At 36.4% G+C, this 19647-nt stretch carries 17 protein-coding genes; 11 read left to right on the forward strand and 6 right to left on the reverse strand.

Annotated elements, in window-relative coordinates; all coding sequences use genetic code 11:
• Positions 1 to 62: 62 nt before the first annotated feature.
• From ACSVH5_RS08220 to ACSVH5_RS08230, 3 genes are read right to left on the reverse strand one after another with little or no spacing between them, the layout of a single operon-like run.
• A complete protein-coding gene (locus ACSVH5_RS08220; RefSeq protein ID WP_438060960.1) occupies positions 63 to 950 on the reverse strand; it encodes a CorA family divalent cation transporter in 888 nt (295 codons plus the stop codon).
• Between the two features lies 1 nt (position 951).
• Positions 952 to 2352: an McrC family protein gene (locus tag ACSVH5_RS08225; RefSeq protein WP_438060961.1), complete on the reverse strand. Its 1401-nt coding sequence runs from the start codon at positions 2350 to 2352 to the stop codon at positions 952 to 954.
• Complete coding sequence (locus ACSVH5_RS08230) at positions 2306 to 5092, reverse strand: AAA family ATPase (RefSeq protein WP_438060962.1); 2787 nt, start codon at positions 5090 to 5092, stop codon at positions 2306 to 2308. The genes ACSVH5_RS08225 and ACSVH5_RS08230 overlap by 47 nt, the downstream gene beginning before the upstream one ends.
• Positions 5093 to 5482: 390 nt before the next feature.
• On the opposite strand from ACSVH5_RS08230, the gene ACSVH5_RS08235 reads away from it, so the two are divergent.
• Positions 5483 to 6727, forward strand: coding sequence for an ABC transporter permease (locus ACSVH5_RS08235; protein ID WP_438060963.1), 1245 nt, complete (start codon positions 5483 to 5485; stop codon positions 6725 to 6727).
• A 465-nt stretch (positions 6728 to 7192) separates the two neighbouring features.
• Here ACSVH5_RS08235 and prmC read toward each other — a convergent pair whose 3' ends face one another.
• Both prmC and ACSVH5_RS08245 read right to left on the reverse strand, forming a co-directional pair.
• Positions 7193 to 8047 (reverse strand): peptide chain release factor N(5)-glutamine methyltransferase, encoded by an 855-nt coding sequence (gene prmC / locus ACSVH5_RS08240; protein WP_438060964.1) that lies wholly within the window; start codon positions 8045 to 8047, stop codon positions 7193 to 7195.
• A 34-nt stretch (positions 8048 to 8081) separates the two neighbouring features.
• Positions 8082 to 8567: a GNAT family N-acetyltransferase gene (locus tag ACSVH5_RS08245; protein WP_438060965.1), complete on the reverse strand. Its 486-nt coding sequence runs from the start codon at positions 8565 to 8567 to the stop codon at positions 8082 to 8084.
• A 310-nt stretch (positions 8568 to 8877) separates the two neighbouring features.
• On the opposite strand from ACSVH5_RS08245, the gene ribD reads away from it, so the two are divergent.
• From ribD to ACSVH5_RS08260, 3 genes are all read left to right on the forward strand, one after another.
• Positions 8878 to 9927: a bifunctional diaminohydroxyphosphoribosylaminopyrimidine deaminase/5-amino-6-(5-phosphoribosylamino)uracil reductase RibD gene (gene ribD / locus ACSVH5_RS08250; protein WP_438060966.1), complete on the forward strand. Its 1050-nt coding sequence runs from the start codon at positions 8878 to 8880 to the stop codon at positions 9925 to 9927.
• On the forward strand, positions 9920 to 10525 hold the full coding sequence (locus ACSVH5_RS08255) for an HAD family hydrolase (RefSeq protein ID WP_438060967.1): 606 nt from the start codon (positions 9920 to 9922) through the stop codon (positions 10523 to 10525). The genes ribD and ACSVH5_RS08255 overlap by 8 nt, the downstream gene beginning before the upstream one ends.
• Before the next feature lie 255 nt (positions 10526 to 10780).
• Positions 10781 to 11407 (forward strand): IMPACT family protein, encoded by a 627-nt coding sequence (locus ACSVH5_RS08260; protein ID WP_438060968.1) that lies wholly within the window; start codon positions 10781 to 10783, stop codon positions 11405 to 11407.
• A gap of 29 nt (positions 11408 to 11436) precedes the next feature.
• On the opposite strand, the gene ACSVH5_RS08265 is transcribed toward ACSVH5_RS08260, so the two are convergent.
• A complete protein-coding gene (locus ACSVH5_RS08265; RefSeq protein ID WP_438060969.1) occupies positions 11437 to 11841 on the reverse strand; it encodes an acyl-CoA thioesterase in 405 nt (134 codons plus the stop codon).
• A gap of 188 nt (positions 11842 to 12029) precedes the next feature.
• Here ACSVH5_RS08265 and dnaA point away from each other — a divergent pair, with 188 nt between their 5' ends.
• From dnaA to scpA, 7 genes are all read left to right on the forward strand, one after another.
• Positions 12030 to 13457 (forward strand): chromosomal replication initiator protein DnaA, encoded by a 1428-nt coding sequence (dnaA, locus tag ACSVH5_RS08270; RefSeq protein WP_438060970.1) that lies wholly within the window; start codon positions 12030 to 12032, stop codon positions 13455 to 13457.
• Positions 13458 to 13466: 9 nt separating this feature from the next.
• The gene (locus ACSVH5_RS08275; protein ID WP_438060971.1) at positions 13467 to 13934 is read left to right on the forward strand and encodes a low molecular weight protein-tyrosine-phosphatase; all 468 of its coding nucleotides are present in this window, start codon (positions 13467 to 13469) and stop codon (positions 13932 to 13934) included.
• Positions 13935 to 13976: 42 nt separating this feature from the next.
• Positions 13977 to 14699: an SAM-dependent methyltransferase gene (locus tag ACSVH5_RS08280; protein ID WP_438060972.1), complete on the forward strand. Its 723-nt coding sequence runs from the start codon at positions 13977 to 13979 to the stop codon at positions 14697 to 14699.
• Between the two features lie 302 nt (positions 14700 to 15001).
• Positions 15002 to 15610, forward strand: coding sequence for a uridine kinase (gene udk / locus ACSVH5_RS08285; protein WP_438060973.1), 609 nt, complete (start codon positions 15002 to 15004; stop codon positions 15608 to 15610).
• 29 nt (positions 15611 to 15639) lie between these two features.
• The gene (locus tag ACSVH5_RS08290) at positions 15640 to 15972 is read left to right on the forward strand and encodes an FtsB family cell division protein (protein ID WP_438060974.1); all 333 of its coding nucleotides are present in this window, start codon (positions 15640 to 15642) and stop codon (positions 15970 to 15972) included.
• Between the two features lie 10 nt (positions 15973 to 15982).
• Positions 15983 to 17347 carry a methylmalonyl-CoA mutase subunit beta gene (locus tag ACSVH5_RS08295; protein ID WP_438060975.1) on the forward strand — a complete coding sequence of 455 codons (1365 nt, stop codon included), beginning with the start codon at positions 15983 to 15985 and terminating at the stop codon, positions 17345 to 17347.
• A 40-nt stretch (positions 17348 to 17387) separates the two neighbouring features.
• Positions 17388 to 19514, forward strand: a complete 2127-nt coding sequence (gene scpA, locus ACSVH5_RS08300; RefSeq protein WP_438060976.1) for a methylmalonyl-CoA mutase — start codon at positions 17388 to 17390, stop codon at positions 19512 to 19514.
• Positions 19515 to 19647: the final 133 nt, after the last annotated feature.

Genomic DNA, 19647 nt, shown 5'->3' on the forward strand with positions numbered 1-19647 from the left:
AAGAAATCCTATCCAAAAAAAGTGGGTTTTATCGGGTCAACTTATGATTTCTTACAACTAAATCAGAGAATGCGTTTTCTTTTGAACCAAAAATAAATGACCAATGCAATGACTACCATCGCACCCAAGATCATAAAATACCCCATAGGCCATTGTAACTCGGGCATATGTTCAAAGTTCATTCCATAGATACCCACAATAAAAGTCAAAGGCAAAAAGAAAGCAGAAAAAATGGTCAACAATTTCATCACATCATTGCTTTTTTGTGCGTTAACCGATAGATAGGTATTCAGTAAATTGTTCGCATTTTCGAGCACTTCGTCATAATTGAGTAGCAAACTCAGCAGCTTGTCTTTGATGTCTTGCAAAGCGGTACTAGAGGATTCATTCACTTCGAGTTGGTGAATGACATTTTGAAAAATCTGCAATAGTTTTTTGGTGATACGGGTTTGCGCTTTCAAGAAATACAGCTCTTCCAGAGATATTTTGGAATAGTCTTGCAGGAAAATCGTCTTTTCGATTTGAATGATTTTTTCGTCCAAGTCGTTCAAAGGAACTTGATAAGTTTCTACCATTTTGTGGATGAGATAAATCAAAATCTCCTCAGGCGTTTTGTGGTCTTTTTTTACCGTTTCCAAAAATGCAAACGGATTGCGATGAATCGTGATGATTTTGTGTCCGTTGTAAAAAAAGGCGATTTTATGCGACAATTCATTGATGGTTGTCGCTTTACTGGCCATTCTCGGCGTAAAAGCTCTTAGAATTAAAAAATTATAATTGGGCTGCTTTTCAAATTTAGGCAAATGGCCTCGCTCCAAACTGTCTTTAATTTGAAAATAATCCAATTGGTATTCTTGGGCAATTTTATCTAGATTTTCTTTGTTGGGTTGGCAAATATCTATCCAAACAAAGTTGTCGAATTGTGTTTTTGTGAGGGTTGGTGGTGTCATTTTATTTTTGAACTAATATTTTTTCAATTGATTCTTTTAATTCATTTTTTGTCAGGTCGAACAAATCATTTAAGTCAGTTTTTGTATTTAGTTCTTGTTTTAGTAACTCTTTATTTATTATTGGTAATTGAAATGCTTTAATTGAAATTGTTTTATTATTTGCTAAGGTGTCTTTAATAAATATTTCTGCTGAATTTTCTTGATTGTGTTTTATTGTATCTGGATAAAACAAAATTATTTCGTCAACTTCAAAACGAACTGCATAAGCAAGCATTTGATAAAGGTCGTTTTGAGAAATTCCTTTTTTAGGATCTTTTTCATCCGAGTAAACAATTTTGTATTTAGTGTCAGCTATTAGAGATTTGAATTCCGTTTTTAGGAATAAGTCTGGTTTAAGATTAAATGCTTTTGATTCGTCTAGATAAATGTCACTGCGTTGAGCCTTTGCTACAATTGACGGAATTTCCTTTTCAATAAATCCAAAAATAAAATCCTCGAAGACGTACTCCATTGGAAGAAGAAAGGCAAAGAGTTTTAAATCATTTTTATAGTCAAATGAAACGCAGTTTGTCAAAAATAACTTGCAATAATCTCTTACAGTTTCAAATTCGCCAAACATTGGGTTAAAAGTTATTTTTTCGCATTGCTCAGCACTTGCTTTTTTGTCTGAAACTTCATCTAGTATAAACAATATTTCTCTTAAATTCTTTTTGTTGTCTTGACTTGCAGTTACATTGAATAATATGGTTGATACATATTTGATAATGCGGTTAAATTCATTGTCAAATACAAATGCATCGTAAGTGCAATTTAAATGATGCCATCTGCCTTTACTAATATTTTCATTTATGTACTCGTTAATATTTAATCTACCTTTCATGAATGACAATTCTTTATTAACCTCCTCGTATTGTTGGTAAATGGAACTGCTCAATAACTCTCTTGTGTATTTCGAGAATAAATAAATTAGAACTTCGAAAAAATCACTTTTTGCACTACCGAGTGAAGCTTGGTAATTGGGGAATTTAATTTTTCTACAATAGCTTAACCACCATAAAATATGATTTTGAATTTGATTTACTTCTTCAGTTTTATATTCTCTGTTTGAATCGAAAAATATTTTTGGCAAAAGGTTTATCTTGTTGCCATTAAATTGAATTACTCCAACGTATTTGTTTGATTTTAATTCATTGGTTTTATGGATAAATTGAAGAAATCTTTGCGATTCTATTCTGTCTTCCGAATTTTCAGAGTAAAAAGAATTCTTTTCGCGTTTTGCCCAAATTTCATCTAAAAAACTTTCTAGACCATCAAAATCATCTTTGATAGCTATTTTGTTTTGATATTCAAATAAATTAAGCACGTTTACCTGTGATTTTAATTGGCCATGAATCTTCTTCAATTTGAAGACCTGCATTATATAATATGCCTTTTACTTCTTTTTCATCATTCATAAAGTACTCTAACAAGAGTGGAATTACTTTTTTATTCATTCTCTGTATTAAATCTTCATTCTCACCCATAAAGTAAGCATGCCCAATTTGAAAGTCATGCCCTTTAGATTTTATTATTTGGTCATTTATATTGAGTAATATCTCCTTATCGAAAATTTCAGAACCATTAATTTCATACAATGGATACATAGATTCAAATTCAAAACGCCTTCTCAGCGCAATATCAAGTAACGCAATTGATTTGTCTGCAGTATTCATTGTTCCGATAATGTATAAATTGGAGGGAACAATAAATGAATCACCAGAAGGCAATCTCGCTTCTAAAGGTATCGCACCATTTGATCTTTTATCAGGTTCTATTAAAGTGATGAGTTCTCCAAAAACACGAGAAATATTAGCACGATTGATTTCGTCGATAATAATCACAAAATTTTTCTTCTCAACTTTTACTAGAGCATCTATCTTTTTAGGCAAGAGTTTTATTATCTTCTCGTAAACTAAAAAGTAATACGTTGCGTGTTGACTAGCCAACCCTGAAATGTTGTTTAATTGTTTAACATCTTTTCTGCTTTTTACTCCGTTTTTATAAAACTCTTTTAAGTCACTAAATTTCATTCGTAAACCATTTGCATGGTTTGTCCATTTATCGGCAGTATATCGGAAAGCATCCACTTCAACTTCTATAATATAGGCCGTCTCATTAATTGGATAGTTAGAATCATTTTCTTCTACAACTTCTTTGAATTTTTCAAGAGCATTGTCAAATAAGGCTTCGTTAGAAAGCTCTTCTGGAGCTTTCTCTGATAGTTTTATGTTTTCTAAGGCTTTCTCCGCAATTTTTTTAAAAACACCATCTTTCTTATCAAATGTTAATGATGATTTATTATCTGTTTCTGGTCTTAGGCCTTGAATAAAATCTTCATAACTATAGTTTTGATGGAAAGTTATAAATTCAATTCTATTATGAAGATTGTCTTTAAATATATTTAATGCTTCATCATAAGAATCAATCTTTCTATTTTCAACTATTTCGGCAGCTCTCAAAATTGTATTGTAGGTTTTCCCCGTTCCAGGAGGGCCGTAAAAAATAGTATTTAAAGCAAAATTCATACCTTCTTTCTCTACAATTTTATTATTTTGTCCCATTATGCCCAATAGTCTTTCGTAGTATTTACTGTAATCAGCGTGATCTGATCTATATTTTGTAATGTCCGTTAGTGTTTTTAAAACAAGACTGAAATCAGTCCTCCAATTTCCTTTGAGTTTCCATTCAACTTTTCGTGTCTTTTGAAAATTCTTTCGGTTTTCATCGAAGATGTAATCTGACATAACAATTCCATATCCAAGTAATTCTCCTCGTCCTTTTTTGGCAATTATTATATCACCAATTCTGACTTTATTAAGAAAATCATCATTAGCGGAAACATCATTTTTCTTAGAACCTGTTCCACTGTATGCTTTTACTAGAGCTTTTTTAATTTCATCACGACTTTGTAATTTCGATAAATCACCAATTTTATCCCAACCAAGCCCCATAATACCCTGTTGATAAAATTCATCCCACAAAGAGGCATTTTCTCCAGGTGCATAAAGCCAATACTGTTTTTCATTAATGCTTTGAGATAAATCTAAAATTGCCTGATATTCTTCTTCAGTCGCAGAAAAGTTTGTTCCTTGGTTTCCAACCTTTAAATTGCTCAATTCTTCTATATCAGCAATTTCTTCACTAAGAATTGGATAATCAACCAAGTTGTGGGTTATTTTAATTCCTACTTTTAAGGAGCTTTTATTTTCTCCCTTCCACAAATGGTCATCTGGGGATGGTATCTTTTGGTGAGGCTCAGAAGTTACTTCTGCAAGTGCATAACATCCTGATTTATCACCAGTGATCCATAATATTACTTGGTCTCCAACTTTTATTTTATCTTTGTGAGCACTAACAGTCCAATCTGTTAGGATTTCATCACGTAATGCAGTTTCAAAATTGAATACTTTTGGATTGCCTTGAAAAATCCAATAATTAACTTTTTTTTTCTCATCATTCCATTTCCAAGCCTCATAGGACAATTCATAAAATGGAATACTTACTTTTAATTTTATCTGTTTTAAAATAGAAAGATATTCTGTGTATGTATTAAATTTTGGATCAATTCCAAGTACTTCTTTAAGATAAGGTTTGGTGGGACCGTTAATAGGAAAAAAATTTTCAGGCAAAATAGAAAACAAACCTTCTGTTAGCTTAGCCTTGCCAGTAGATTTTATTTGTAAAACATCTTCAAACTGTTCATTTTTTATTTCTCCTTTAATTGCACTTTCAAAAAAATCCCAAAGTCTACTAATTTCGTTTTTTTTTCTTGATGATTCATATGGAAACAAACATACTTTTTGAGCATTTACCGACGGGATTCCAAAATCATCTGTTGGAAAAAAAACATTAAACTCCTTGGCAATATCTTGAAGGTATTTTAACCTTCTCCTACTACCATATTTGTATAAATAACAAAAAAATGAAAAGGGGTCAATTTCTTTCAATTCAAATCTCTCCCCTTGGACATTTTCATCATGCAATCCAGATATTCCAACTTTTTTTAAAACATGAATTAATTGAATTTGTTGATTTCTTTTTTGTCTAATTATATCAACTAACTCCTTATGTGTTTCTACCCAAGTAAATCTATTTTCACTCATTCTCAATGATATTTAAAAATTGATTAGTAACAAACTTCTCCTACTTCTTCTTACAACTCATTTTACTATTCAAACCAAATGTTACTAAATTCGCTTTATGTCTTCCAAATATAACACTAATCCCTTACAAAACTGGATAAAAGTAGCTTCTTTTTCGAGTAATACTTCTAGCAAAGTGTTCGATTTTTTAAATTTAACCGCAAGGTTCGCAAAGTTTTACGCAAGGTTCGCAAAGTTGAATAACATATAAGTCATTACTGTTTTATTTTGAACCATATAAGAAATGTTAGGGCATTTAAGTTTTGCTTTACATCCGAAGTGCTTGGTGAAATTTAGTGTTTTTTGAAAACCAAACTTGTAACAAAAATTGTATTTTCGTGACAAACTTACATGATGCTAAAATTATTCAAAGAAAATATTAAAATTGCGTTGGGTTCAATCAAAACGCAATTGCTGCGTACCATTCTTACGGTACTGATTATTGCTATTGGAATCACGGCTTTGGTGGGAATTTTGACCGTGGTGGCGGCCTTAGAAAATCAAATTTCGTCGGATTTTGCCTCAATGGGTGCCAATACTTTCAACATCAATCAATACGAAAATACAACGCGAAACCGTGGCGGCGGCGAACGAGAAATCATCAACCCGATTATCTCTTACCCAGATGCCGTAGCGTTTAGAAACAAATACAAATATCCTTTTACCGAGACTTCAATTTCGTTTACCGCAAGCTCTGCTGCCGAAGTGAAATACCTGAACACCAAAACAGACCCAGAAAACAAAATTGTAGGCGTAGACGAAATGTATGCGGTGAATTCGGGATTGGAATTTAGTGCGGGGCGAAATTTTACGAGTTTTGACATTGCCAACAATGCCTTTGTGTGTATCGTAGGTTCGGATTTTGAGAAAGGACTTTTGAAGGACGTCAATCCTATCGACAAAATCATTTCGATTCGCGGAGCCAAATTCAGAGTCATAGGCGTGCTCAAAGAAAAGGGTTCCACTTTTGGCAACAGTCAAGATTTGCGCGTATTGATTCCGATTCAAGTAGCGCGTTCGCTCTTTAGTGCCCCGAACATCAATTACAGTTTGAGCGTAATGGTGGGTCGAAAAGAATTGTTGGACCAAGCCGTAGACAACGCCACTAGCGTAATGCGTCGCGTGCGAAAATTAAGCCCCGTAAAAGACAACAACTTTGGCGTAGTGCGCAGCGATGATTTAATCAACCGAATTCTAGGCATCACTCAATATTTAGGTTTAGCTGCTTGGCTCATTGGGGTGATTACCATTTTTGGTTCTTCCATCGCTTTAATGAATATTATGATAGTTTCGGTTACCGAAAGAACCCGAGAAATTGGCGTTCGAAAAGCCTTAGGCGCCAAGAAATCGACCGTAGCCATTCAGTTTTTTATCGAAACCTTACTCATTGGTCAAATCGGCGGACTCGTCGGAATCTTTTTCGGAATCTTAATCGGTTTTGGTATCGCGAGCGCTATGGATTTTGCTTTCGTTATTCCGTGGGGCGCCATCTTAGCCGCTTTTGCTACTAGTTTTATGGTTGCCATTGTTTCTGGATTGTATCCCGCGATAAAAGCCTCCAAACTCGACCCAATTGAGGCATTGCGATATGAATAAATATTTGGGCGTGACCCCATAAAAAAAAGGGACCTACTCAGCAATCGTGCTAGTCGGTCCCTTTTTTTTATGCGGTCGGGCTATACGCACTACTTCGGTAGTTAGCTCCTATCCCTCACGCGCAATATCATTAAGTTAAAGAATTACTCTTTTTATTTTCACGCAGATTTCGCAGATTTACGCAAAAAAATCAGTAAAATCTGTTGAATCTGCGTGCTATTTTTTTTCTTTTTCCTCTTAACTTAATGACATTGCCCTCACGCGGAACAACGAGTAAAGATTTCAAATTTGACATCAAAAATCATCAATCAACAATCAAATCCATACTCCTTTTTGTACAAAAACTAGATTAAAATACTCTAGAAGTACTGTCAAATCGAGCGCAGTCGAGATTCACAAGCTGTTCTCGACTGCGCTCGAACTGACAAAAAATAATTAATTAAATATTTTACAGCAAGTGCTCAGCTACAAAGAAGCCAAAATCATCCTATCGTTTCCATAAATGTCTTTTCGTAATTCCACGTTTTGAAAACCTAAATCTTTTAACAAATCAACCGTTTCTTTGCCCAAATACTGATTGATTTCAAAAAACAACTTTCCGTTGGGACGCAAACTTTTCAATGCTAACGTTCCAATTTTTCTGTAAAAAATCAAAGCATCATCATCGGCTACAAACAATGCCAAATGCGGCTCATATTCCAACACATTGTTCTTGATTTCCTGCTTTTCTAAATTGCGAACATAGGGCGGATTCGAAACAATGACATCATAGCTTTCCAACAAATCGGTTGTTTCCAAAATGTTTTGCAGTATAAAATTTACTTCTACTCCATTTAACTTCGCATTGCCTTTTGCCACTTCCAAAGCCTTCTCCGAAACATCAATAGCCGAAACTTTGGCCATTGGCAACTGTTTCTTCAAACTAATCGGAATGCAACCACTTCCCGTTCCTATATCAAGAATTGAAAATTCTGCTGTTGTATCTGTTTTGTCACAATCCTCAAGAATCCATTCGACCAACTCTTCGGTTTCGGGTCTTGGAATCAACACGTTTTCATTAACTTCAAAATCCAATCCATAAAAATTGGTTTTTCCCAAAAGGTACTGTATCGGAATTTCTTTTTTTAAATCTTCCAAAATGCTATTCCAAACCACGAGTTCGACCTCAGAAAAAGTCAAATCAGGTTGCAAGGCCAAATCGATTCTTTTGAGTTGGCGCTTGGCTTCCAAAATCAAATAGAAAAAACTTTCGGCCTCGCCTTCCTCATAAATAGAAGAAAGTTCCTGAATAAAATGAGTTCTGTAGGCTCTTATTGTCATAATTAGCGGTTAACTATTGATTTAAAAGTAGTGTTTACAAATCTTTCAGCATCCAAACCGGACAACTGCTATGACCAGTATTGCCCATTGCACTACACAAGTACTCAAAACCTGTTTTCTTATACAACTTTTGAGCGGAATGCATAAACGGCATCGTTTCGAGATAGCACTGCTCAAAACCAAACGCTTTGGCCGCTTGCAAACAAGTAGCCATCATTTCGCTACCAATTCCTTTTCCTCGAGTGGCTGGTAAAAAGTACATTTTTTGCAATTCACAAATGGTTTCTTTTTCATTGGCCAAAGGCGCAATACCTGCACAACCAACTACTTCGCCCTCTTGCTCCACCACAAAATAAACAGAACGTGGCTTGCTGTATTCCTCGAACATCAAATCCAAATAGGGGTCTTCATAGGCGGTGCCTACTTTTGGAATTTCCAATTCATCAAAAACAGCTCTAATTAGCTTTGCTACGGCTGGATTGTCCTTCTTTTCAATTTTTCTAATAGTCCAAGATGTCATTGTACTTTATCTTCTTTGGTTAGTCTGACAAAAATAGCATTGTTAATTGACAAATTAGCAAAACTATAAGGCATTCGCTTTTTTAAAATCAGCCACGAATTCACAAATTGCAGCTTGAATGCAATCTAAATTGGAATAAAATCACACAAATAATAGGGCTTAAAGATTGTGTGACTTGTAAAAGGAGGAGCAAATTAAAATACTTTGAATTTTTTTTTTCTTAGTGTAATTCGTGGCCATTACACATAAAAGCGAACGTGTTGCTCAAAGAAAACGAAATCTAACTCCCAAAAAATAGTACTTTTGCATAGTGAACTCAAATGAAACTTATATAAAACGTTGCATCGAACTAGCCAAAAATGGCTTAGGTACTACGTACCCTAACCCGATGGTGGGAAGTGTAATAGTCGCCAACGGAAAAATAATTGGCGAAGGTTGGCACAAAAAAGCCGGAGAACCTCACGCAGAAGTGCACGCCATCAATTCAGTAAAAGACATATCGCAATTAAAAGACGCTACTATTTATGTAAGTCTTGAACCTTGCAGTCATTTTGGAAAAACACCACCTTGTGCTGACTTGATTGTTCGAAGTGAAATTCCAAGAGTAGTTATTGGAACGGTAGATCCTAACCATCAAGTGGCAGGAAAAGGCATAGAACGTTTGAAAAATGCAGGCATTGAAGTGACTGTTGGTGTACTCGAAAAAGATTGCCAAGAACTCAACAAACGCTTTTTTACATTTCACAACCAAAAACGCCCCTACATTATCCTAAAATGGGCCGAAAGCCAAGATGGTTTCATCGCTCCATCACCAAAACCGAATCACGAACGCGCTCCGATTTGGATTACCAATAGCTATTCACGTCAATTGGTACACAAATGGCGTAGTGAAGAGCAGGCAATTTTGGTGGGAACACAAACGGTACTTGCCGACAATCCAAAGTTAGACACTAGAGATTGGCACGGACAACATCCAACTCGAATACTAATTGACCGAGAAGGACGCCTACCTGAAGGAAGTTTTGTATTAGACCAAAGTGTTCCGACACTGATTTTTACCTCAAAAAAACACAAGGAAAACAAGGAAAATTGTACTTTTGAAACTCTAGATTTCAATCAAAACATTGTACCACAACTCCTGCAAAGGTTATATGATCACCGTCTTCAATCTGTTATTATTGAAGGTGGCACCACTACCATTCAGCATTTTATTGATTTGAATATGTGGGATGAAGCACGGATTTTTATTGGAGCAGTTTCATTTCATTCTGGAACAAAAGCACCGATACTCCAAAAAGAAAATCCAATAAAGTTAAGAATTGCAACAGACGAACTTTTAATACTTAGCAATCATGATTAATGCTATCATTTTTGATTTTGGAGATGTATTTATCAATCTAGACAAGCAAGCCACGCAAGACCAGTTACAAGCATTGGGTCTCAAGGCTTGGAATAAAGAATTGGACGCTCTAAACATCGCTTTTGAAAAAGGCGATTGTACACGAGAAGCTTTTTTAAACGGTTTTCAAAAACAAATTCCCAATGCGAGTCACGAAGAAATTCTTGCAGCTTGGAATGCAGTCTTACTTGATTTTCCCTTGTATCGTTTAGAATTTTTACAATTATTATCGCAAAAATACCGCTTATTTTTGTTGAGCAATACCGACGAGATTCATATTGACACCTTTGAACAAAAAACAGGAAGTTCGTTTTATGGCGCTTTTTACCAATGTTTTGAAAAAGTGTATTTTTCTTTTGAAGTAGGCATGCGAAAACCCGATGCCGAAATTTATTTGCACGTTTTGCAACAAAATGATTTGTCACCCAAAAGAACCTTGTTTGTAGACGATAAAAAAGAAAACACTGATGCAGCTCAAGCGCTCGGACTTCAAGTTTGGAACCTTCAAGTCGGTAAAGAAGATGTTGTGGATTTATTCGAAAAGAACAACTTGGGATAAAATTTTTAAAATGTAACCAAAAAAGCCTGTTGTTCCTCGTTTAGCCCCGATTGCTTCGCCAGTTCGCTTCGCTCGTGTGGAGCGGCATCCTTTTTTTTATTTCACCCTGTCAGGGTTTTGAACCCTGACAGGGTGAAATAAAAAAAAGATATAGCGGATAGCGGGAACCCATGCCTACTGAAAATACCTTGGGTTGGGCTCCAAAAAAAAACTACTTTTGCATCAAAAAATATCCCTTTTGGAGAAGTACACCGAATGAAAGACACGTATCAAACTATTGCTGCACCTAACGAACCCATATTGTTTAAGGAGAAAAACAGTAAGTTTTTTGGATACACTTTTCCGATTAGCAGCGAGGAGGAAGTAAAACCCATTATCGAGACCCTCAAAAAAGAACATCCGCATGCGGTGCATTATTGCTATGCGTATCAAATTGGGACCGAATCGGTGGTTTTTAGGGCTAATGACGATGGGGAACCGAGCAATACGGCCGGGACGCCAATTTATGGACAAATTCAATCATATGGTCTAACGAATATATTAATAGTAGTGGTTCGCATCTTTGGCGGCACCAAATTAGGAGTGGGCGGATTAATTGCAGCCTACAAAACCACAGCTCAATTAGCGATAGAAGCGAGTGAAATTGTGGAGAAAACTATTGATGTCTTTTTCGAAATCACTTTCGATTATAAGAACATGAACAAGGTCATGCGTGTCATAAAAGAAAAGCATCTTCAAATTGTAAATCAAGAAATGGAAATCGATACGGAAACGAATTTACCAATTGGCAAAATTGAATGCTGTATTCGAAAAAAAAATGCCGAAATGGTATTCGACATTTTTGAGAATATGTTTGAGATTCAAATTGAAAAAAAAGGGTAAATTATGTTTTTTATCGATGATTTTTGTTGTTAGTCGATAGTTTTTAAAAGTTCCAAAATATTTTGTGGGGGAGCCGTTGGTCGACCAGTCTTTATTGAGACAAAAACAAGCACAAAATCTGCAGTTGTTAACAACTCTTGAGCTTCATTGAAAATAGCACACTCAAATTCAATCTTCACTGTCGTCTGACTTTTAAAACGGGTGCGAATCGTAAGTAAATCATCATAACGAGCTGGTTTCTTATAATTTATATTCATCGAAACAATAGGAAGCGCAATTCCATTCTCCTCCATTGATTTATAGGAAACCCCTTGACTTCTAAGCCATTCCACTCGTCCAATCTCAAAATAGGGTATATAATTTCCGTGGTAAACTACACCCATTTGGTCGGTTTCAGAATACCGTACCCTGACTTCTACTAGCTGTTCTCTCATTGCTAAATACTTATATAAATTAGGCTATATTTTAATCTTCTTACAACTTTTTTTTTGAAAAAAAATGACAGTTTAATTTTTTTTTAAAAAAAATTATTCACATTTTTGTTAACGTCAAAAAAACATAAAAACTCATTGTTTTTTTACGTTTCACTCATCATTAAAGTTAAAATTATTTCGCCAAATCTATGAATAAAACTGCACAATCGGTATGGGAAAACTGTTTATCTTTCATAAAGGACAACATCCAAGAGCAAGCGTACAAAACTTGGTTCGAGCCTATCAAATCAGTTGAGCTAACCGACAATGCTTTATACATTCAAGTACCAAGTAAATTTTTCTACGAATGGTTAGAAGAGCACTATGTAAAATTATTAAAAGTGGCCCTTACCAAAGAATTGGGTAAGAACGCAAAATTGCTTTACAAAATTAAAATGGAGAATACTTATGGCAACAAACAACCTTATACAGAACAGTTGCCTAGCGCCAATCGTGTGGCTATGAAACCACAAGAAGTAGATGCTCCTATCAAAAATTTGAATCCAGAATTAAAAAATCCATTTGTGATTCCAGGCATACGCAATCTAAAAATTGAATCTCAATTGAATCCAAACTATAGCTTTGATAATTTCCTAGAAGGAGATTCTAATAGATTGGCTCGATCTGCAGGTATGGCTGTTGCCAACAAACCAGGAGGAACTTCTTTCAATCCGTTATTGATTTTTGGTGGCGTTGGATTAGGAAAAACACACTTAGCACACGCTATTGGTGTAGAGATTAAAGACAAATATCCTGAAAAAACGGTTTTATACATATCAGCCGAAATTTTCACACAACAATACATCGACTCAGTTAAGAAAAACAACCGCAACGATTTCATTCACTTCTATCAATTAATCGATGTTCTAATTATAGATGACGTTCAGTTTTTATCTGGTAAATCTGGAACTCAGGATGTATTTTTCCACATCTTCAATTATTTGCACCAAAACGGTAAGCAAGTAATTTTAACGTCGGATAAAGCTCCTGTAGACATGCAAGATATTGAGCAACGTTTGTTGTCACGTTTCAAATGGGGATTGTCTGCAGAGTTGCACCAACCCGATTACGAAACTAGAATTTCGATTCTTAAAAACATTTTATATCGTGACGGTGTTGACATTCCGGATGACATCATTGAGTATGTTGCTCGTAATATCAAGTCAAACGTTCGTGAATTAGAAGGCGCTATCATTTCGTTAATCGCACAATCTTCTTTCAACAAAAAAGAAGTAACCATTGAGTTGGCCAAAAGTGTGGTGGAGAAATTTGTCAAAAACGTCAAAAGAGAAATATCTATCGATTACATACAAAAAATTGTTTCAGATTACTTCCAACTGGATTTAGAAACCCTACAATCTAAAACTAGAAAAAGACACGTGGTTCAAGCCCGCCAATTAGCGATGTTTTTTGCCAAAAAATTCACTAAAGCCTCTCTAGCGAATATTGGTTCACAAATAGGCGACCGCGATCACGCTACAGTTTTACACGCGTGCAAAACAGTAGACAACTTAGTAGCGACAGACAAACAATTCAAAAAATTTGTTGACGATATCAACTCAAAATTAACGCTATAAACGCGGATTATGCCTGTAAAGATTTTAATGGTATGTTTAGGCAATATTTGCCGTTCGCCCTTGGCTGAAGGAATATTAGCTTCAAAACTACCTATGAATCAATTTGTAGTTGATTCTGCTGGAACGGGTTCTTGGCATATTGGACATTCTCCAGACAAGCGTTCCATTGCAGTAGCAGAGCGCCATAACCTTTCGATTGCGCATCAAAAAGGAAGGCAATTTAGCACCAAAGATTTCGATACCTTCGATTATATCTATGTAATGGATGCCTCCAATTATGATACTGTGATTGAAATGGCTAAAAACGACACCCAGAAAAACAAAGTTCAAATGATTTTGAACGAATTATTTCCAGGAGAAAATGTCGATGTACCCGATCCATACTACGGTTTAGCCAATGGTTTTGAAAATGTATATCAAATGCTAGACGAAGTTTGCGATGTGATTGCTACTAAATTAATCTCAAAACACGGTTAACACTTTCTCAAATTCCCTTTTATCACCATTAGCAAAAAGGCTATGACTACAACTTCTTCTTTCGGCAAACTGTATTTAATTCCAACCACTATGGGCGATTGCGACCCTATGGATGTTTTGCCGCAAACCATCAAAAGAAGCATCGATTTTATTGACCATTACATAGTTGAAAACGAAAAAACGGCCAGAAAATCAATCAAAATAGTACAGCCCGAAAAAAAACAATCCGAGTTGGTGCTTTTTACCCTAAACAAGCATACCGAAAACAAAGAGCATTTGGCTATGATCCAACCCTTGCTTGAGGGAAAAAACATGGGATTAATGAGCGAAGCTGGTTGCCCAGGCGTAGCCGATCCGGGAGCAGTCATTGTAAAAATAGCACACGACAAAGGCATACAAGTTGTTCCATTGGTTGGCCCTTCCTCTATTCTCTTAGCCCTTATGGCTTCTGGGATGAATGGACAAAGTTTCACCTTCAACGGCTACTTACCTATCGAAAAAGAAGAGAAAAAATCTGCCTTGAAGTTTTTAGAAAAAGTATCTTTCGACAAAAACCAATCACAAATTTTCATCGAAACCCCTTATCGCAACAACAAACTACTCGAAGATTTAATTCAAATCCTACATCCCGAGACCCATCTTTGCGTAGCCACCGATATCACCTTACCCACCGAATACATCAAAACCAAAAAAATAGCGGCGTGGAAAAAAGAAAAAGTAGACTTACACAAACGCCCTACTATTTTTATTGTGCACAAAATGTAAATACAACAACACAACTATTATTATTGTTTCCATTAGGAGCAGAAAAAATGGGCTTACCAGGAAACATCGTCCCGTGATCCGTTCTATCTTTGCTGCCGAACCCCGGCAGCAAAGGATGCCACTCCTCCCGGGGCTAAAAGCTAATATTTTGATTATTTGTGGTCATCTAAAAAACCATCCCATTTCAAAACAACTCTCACCTAATCTTTTCAGCAACAAGACTTTCAAAAATAGTCTGCAAAAACAAATCCGTATCTCTTTTAATTCTTATTTTTGTATCAAAATTTAAAAGTAACGTTAGTATGCTCATCATAGGAATTGCGGGAGGAACCGGAAGTGGAAAAACAACAGTAGTACATCAAATCATGAACGAACTACCTGATGCTGAAGTGGGTATCATCTCTCAAGATTCTTATTACAAAGAAAACAAAAATATGAGTTATGAGGAACGCTCCAACATCAACTTTGACCATCCAAGAGCGATCGATTTTGAATTACTTGTTACGCATTTAAAAGAACTAAAGCAAGGAAATAGTATTAATCAACCTGTTTACTCCTTCATCAAACACAACAGAACCAGCGATGTAGTCATTACTCACCCCAGAAAAGTAATGATTATAGAAGGAATTTTAATATTTACCAATCCTGAATTGCGTGATTTATTCGACATCAAAATTTATGTTCATGCCGATTCTGACGAACGTTTAATCCGCAGATTACGTAGAGACATTTCTGAGAGAGGGCGCGACATGGAAGAGGTATTGAGCCGCTACCAACACACCTTAAAACCGATGCACGAGCAATTTATAGAACCAACAAAAGCTTACGCCGATATTATTATTCCTAATGACAAATTCAACACCGTAGCTATCGATGTAGTTCGTGCTGTCATCAACCAACGCATTTTGTAAACCAACAATTTTTGATTCCTTAACTAGCCATGATCAATCCCTATAAAGACAAAAAATGGTTCAAATTACTCAGTAACAAATACATTTGGGTAACCTTATCATTCCTTGTTTGGATGACTTTTTTGGATACCTATTCTTATTTTGATCATAAAATTCTAGACAAAGACATACAAGAACTTGAAGAAAACAAAAAATACTACCTAGAGGAAATCAAAAAAGACAAACAACACATTCAACAATTACACAATTCTGAACAAGTTGAAAAATATGCTCGCGAAAAATACTACATGAAAAAAGATAGTGAAGATATTTATATCATAGAATTTGAAGGTGATAGCATTACAAAAAACGACCCCAACTAATACAATTACAATGGCGAACAATCTATTTGAAGATTTCAATCCTGTTTCGGCAAAACAATGGAAACAAAAAATCCAATTTGAACTCAAAGGTGCCGATTACAACGAAACAGTGATTTGGAATTCCCCAGAGGAAATAAAAGTAAAACCATTCTACGACAAAGAAGATGTAAAAGGTAGAGCTAACGTTCACACCCAAGCTACAGCCTTTAGTATTTGTCAAAATATTTTTGTTCACGACTTAGACAAAACCATCGAAAGAGCTTTAGATACGATCCAACGTGGCGCAACTAGCCTCCGATTTACGATTCCTAATGAAAACATCGCTATAGAAAAATTATTGGCAGCACTTCCTTTAGCGACAACAACCCTATATTTTCATTTCCAATTTCTTTCAATCGATTTCGTTACAAAAATCGATCAAATTGCCAAAGAAAAAGAGGCCACTATTTTTTGCTTATTGGATCCTATCGGACAATTAGCCCAAGACGGCAATTGGTTTTCATCAGCAGAAAAAGACAATTTCGAGACCCTTAAATCGCTTTTTAACAGTACCCAAAATTGCTCACTATTGAGTGTCAATATGGGCTTGTATCAAAATGCAGGAGCCACTATGGTTCAGGAATTAGCCTATGGTTTAGCGCATGCCAATGAGTATTTCAACCATATCCCGAATGGCAAGAAAAGTGTGGTGTTTCAAGTCGCCATAGGAAGTAACTACTTCTTCGAAATTGCAAAGTTAAGAGCCATACGCCAACTTTTTGAAATCGTATCCACTGCCTATGAATTGGATATCGATTGTCATATTCTAGCCACTCCAACTAAAAGAAACAAAACGATTTACGACTACAATGTCAATATGCTACGAACCACAACAGAATGCATGAGTGCTATTTTGGGAGGAGCCAATGCGGTGGCTAATTTGCCTTATGACGCCTTGTACCACAAAGACAACGAATTTGGAGATCGTATTGCTAGAAATCAATTGTTGATTTTGAAAAACGAGTCGTATTTCGACAAAGTCAACAATCCAGCGGACGGAAGTTATTATATAGAAAGCATTACACAACAGTTAGCAGAAAAAGCGCTTCAATTGTTTAAAGACATCGAAAAAAACGGTGGTTTCTTAAAACAATTGAAAGAAGGAACAGTCAAAAGAAAAATCCAAGAAAGTGCCGACAAGGAACAAGCTTTATTTGATGCTGGTAAAAAAATATTATTGGGAACCAACAAACACCCCAACCCAACCGATCGGATGAAAAACGATTTGGAATTGTTTCCTTTTGTAAAAATCAATCCACGAAAAACACTGATTACCCCGATAATTGAAAAACGTTTGGCCGAAAAAATCGAACAAGAACGACTCGCCACAGAGTAAGCTTATTCCAACCAAAACGTTTCACCATTACTATTCAGCCATGAAAAGAAAAGACCTTCAACATATTACCTTAGACCATTCCACAAAAAGTGCTAGTATCCCTAATCAAGAGCCTTTCCTAACAGCGGAAGGGATTACGATTCCGCCTACCTATTCTGAAAAAGACATCGAAACCTTAGAGCATTTGGATTTTGGTGCAGGTTTTGCGCCAAACTTGCGTGGACCATATGCGACGATGTATGTTCGTAGACCGTGGACGATTCGCCAATATGCGGGCTTTTCTACTGCAGAAGAGAGCAATGCTTTCTACCGACGCAATTTAGCCGCGGGTCAAAAAGGACTTTCAATTGCTTTTGATCTTCCAACGCACAGAGGCTATGATTCCGATCACGAACGTGTGGTTGGAGACGTTGGAAAAGCAGGTGTAGCCATTGACACCGTGGAAGATATGAAGGTCTTGTTTGATCAAATTCCACTGCAAGAAATGTCGGTATCCATGACTATGAATGGAGCTGTTTTACCTATCATGGCTTTTTATATTGTAGCAGCAGAAGAACAAGGCGTAGCTCCGGAACAACTTTCGGGAACGATACAAAATGACATTTTAAAGGAGTTCATGGTGCGAAATACCTACATCTATCCTCCTACTCCTTCTATGAAAATTATTGCTGATATTTTTGAATTTACCAGCAAAAAAATGCCAAAGTTTAACTCTATATCCATCTCTGGTTACCATATGCAAGAAGCAGGAGCTACCGCAGATATTGAGTTGGCTTACACCCTAGCCGATGGGTTAGAGTACATTCGAACGGGTTTAGCAACCGGAATGAAAATCGATGAATTTGCGCCAAGATTATCTTTTTTCTGGGCCATTGGAATGAATCATTTTATGGAAATCGCTAAAATGCGTGCGGGCAGAATGCTCTGGGCCAAATTGCTCAAAGAATTCAACCCTGCAGATGAAAAATCATTGGCCTTGCGAACGCATTGTCAAACTTCTGGCTGGAGCTTAACCGAACAAGACCCTTTTAACAACGTAGCACGAACCGTAGTAGAAGCGGCTGCCGCTGCTTTTGGAGGCACTCAATCACTACATACTAACGCACTAGATGAAGCCATTGCGTTACCCACCGATTTCTCAGCGAGAATTGCAAGAAATACCCAAATCTATTTACAAGAAGAAACCCAAATTACCAAAACCGTAGACCCTTGGGGAGGCAGTTATTATGTAGAAAGCCTTACGAATGAAATTGCCGAAAAAGCTTGGCAATTGATTCAAGAAGTGGAAGCCTTGGGCGGTATGACCAAAGCCATTGAAGCCGGTATTCCAAAGTTGAGAATTGAAGAAGCTGCCGCTAGAAAACAAGCGCGAATCGACAGCGGACAAGATATTATTGTAGGGGTCAATCAATACCGATTGGAAAAAGAAGATCCTTTGCAGATTTTGGATGTAGACAACCAAATGGTTCGCAAACAACAATTGGCGCAATTGGAAAAAATCAAAGCCAACAGAGACGCTGAAAAAGTAAAAAGTAGTCTCGAAAAATTGATTCATTGTGCCAAAACCAATGAAGGCAATTTATTAGAAATAGCCGTAGAAGCAGCGAGAAACCGAGCAACCCTTGGCGAAATAAGCGATGCCTTAGAAACGGTTTTTGGACGTTACAAAGCACAAATTAAATCCTTTAGTGGCGTGTATAGCAAAGAAATTAAAGACGACAAAAGTTTTGAAAAAGCCAAGCAACTTGCCGATGCTTTTGCCAAACAAGACGGAAGAAGACCCCGAATCATGATTGCCAAAATGGGGCAAGATGGACACGACCGTGGAGCCAAAGTAGTAGCCACTGGTTATGCCGATGTAGGTTTTGACGTAGACATTGGCCCATTATTTCAAACACCAGAAGAAGCGGCCAAACAAGCCGTAGAAAACGATGTACATGTTCTTGGTGTTTCATCCTTGGCAGCAGGTCACAAAACCTTAGTTCCTCAAGTGATTGAAGAGCTCAAAAAATACGGCCGCGAAGATATTATGGTAGTAGTAGGTGGCGTCATTCCAGTGCAAGACTACCAATTCCTTTTTGATGCTGGAGCCGTAGCCGTTTTTGGTCCTGGAACTAAAATTAGCGAGGCTGCTATTAGTATTTTGGAGATATTGATGGAGGAATAATTGGATATCAAACCTGACAGGTTTGCACTGAACAATTGCCGTTTTTAGTTCTGGAAACAAAATTAGCGAGGCTGCAATTAGTATTTTGGAGATATTGTTGAAGGAATAATTTCAAACCTGACAGGTTTTAAAA

The organism is Flavobacterium sp. RSSA_27, from assembly GCF_051547125.1.
Lineage (GTDB): Bacteria > Bacteroidota > Bacteroidia > Flavobacteriales > Flavobacteriaceae > Flavobacterium.

Excerpts from the sequence above, each read along its gene's own strand:
- udk (WP_438060973.1), top strand. The coding sequence starts at position 15,002 with ATGCTCATCATAGGAATTGCGGGAGGAACCGGAAGTGGAAAAACAACA.
- ACSVH5_RS08275 (WP_438060971.1), top strand. The coding sequence starts at position 13,467 with ATGCCTGTAAAGATTTTAATGGTATGTTTAGGCAATATTTGCCGTTCG.
- ACSVH5_RS08245 (WP_438060965.1), bottom strand. The coding sequence starts at position 8,567 with ATGACATCTTGGACTATTAGAAAAATTGAAAAGAAGGACAATCCAGCC.
- ACSVH5_RS08260 (WP_438060968.1), top strand. The coding sequence starts at position 10,781 with ATGAAAGACACGTATCAAACTATTGCTGCACCTAACGAACCCATATTG.
- dnaA (WP_438060970.1), top strand. The coding sequence starts at position 12,030 with ATGAATAAAACTGCACAATCGGTATGGGAAAACTGTTTATCTTTCATA.
- ACSVH5_RS08290 (WP_438060974.1), top strand. The coding sequence starts at position 15,640 with ATGATCAATCCCTATAAAGACAAAAAATGGTTCAAATTACTCAGTAAC.
- ACSVH5_RS08235 (WP_438060963.1), top strand. The coding sequence starts at position 5,483 with ATGATGCTAAAATTATTCAAAGAAAATATTAAAATTGCGTTGGGTTCA.
- ACSVH5_RS08280 (WP_438060972.1), top strand. The coding sequence starts at position 13,977 with ATGACTACAACTTCTTCTTTCGGCAAACTGTATTTAATTCCAACCACT.
- ACSVH5_RS08295 (WP_438060975.1), top strand. The coding sequence starts at position 15,983 with ATGGCGAACAATCTATTTGAAGATTTCAATCCTGTTTCGGCAAAACAA.
- ACSVH5_RS08265 (WP_438060969.1), bottom strand. The coding sequence starts at position 11,841 with ATGAGAGAACAGCTAGTAGAAGTCAGGGTACGGTATTCTGAAACCGAC.
- ACSVH5_RS08230 (WP_438060962.1), bottom strand. The coding sequence starts at position 5,092 with ATGAGTGAAAATAGATTTACTTGGGTAGAAACACATAAGGAGTTAGTT.
- ACSVH5_RS08255 (WP_438060967.1), top strand. The coding sequence starts at position 9,920 with ATGATTAATGCTATCATTTTTGATTTTGGAGATGTATTTATCAATCTA.
- ACSVH5_RS08220 (WP_438060960.1), bottom strand. The coding sequence starts at position 950 with ATGACACCACCAACCCTCACAAAAACACAATTCGACAACTTTGTTTGG.
- prmC (WP_438060964.1), bottom strand. The coding sequence starts at position 8,047 with ATGACAATAAGAGCCTACAGAACTCATTTTATTCAGGAACTTTCTTCT.
- scpA (WP_438060976.1), top strand. The coding sequence starts at position 17,388 with ATGAAAAGAAAAGACCTTCAACATATTACCTTAGACCATTCCACAAAA.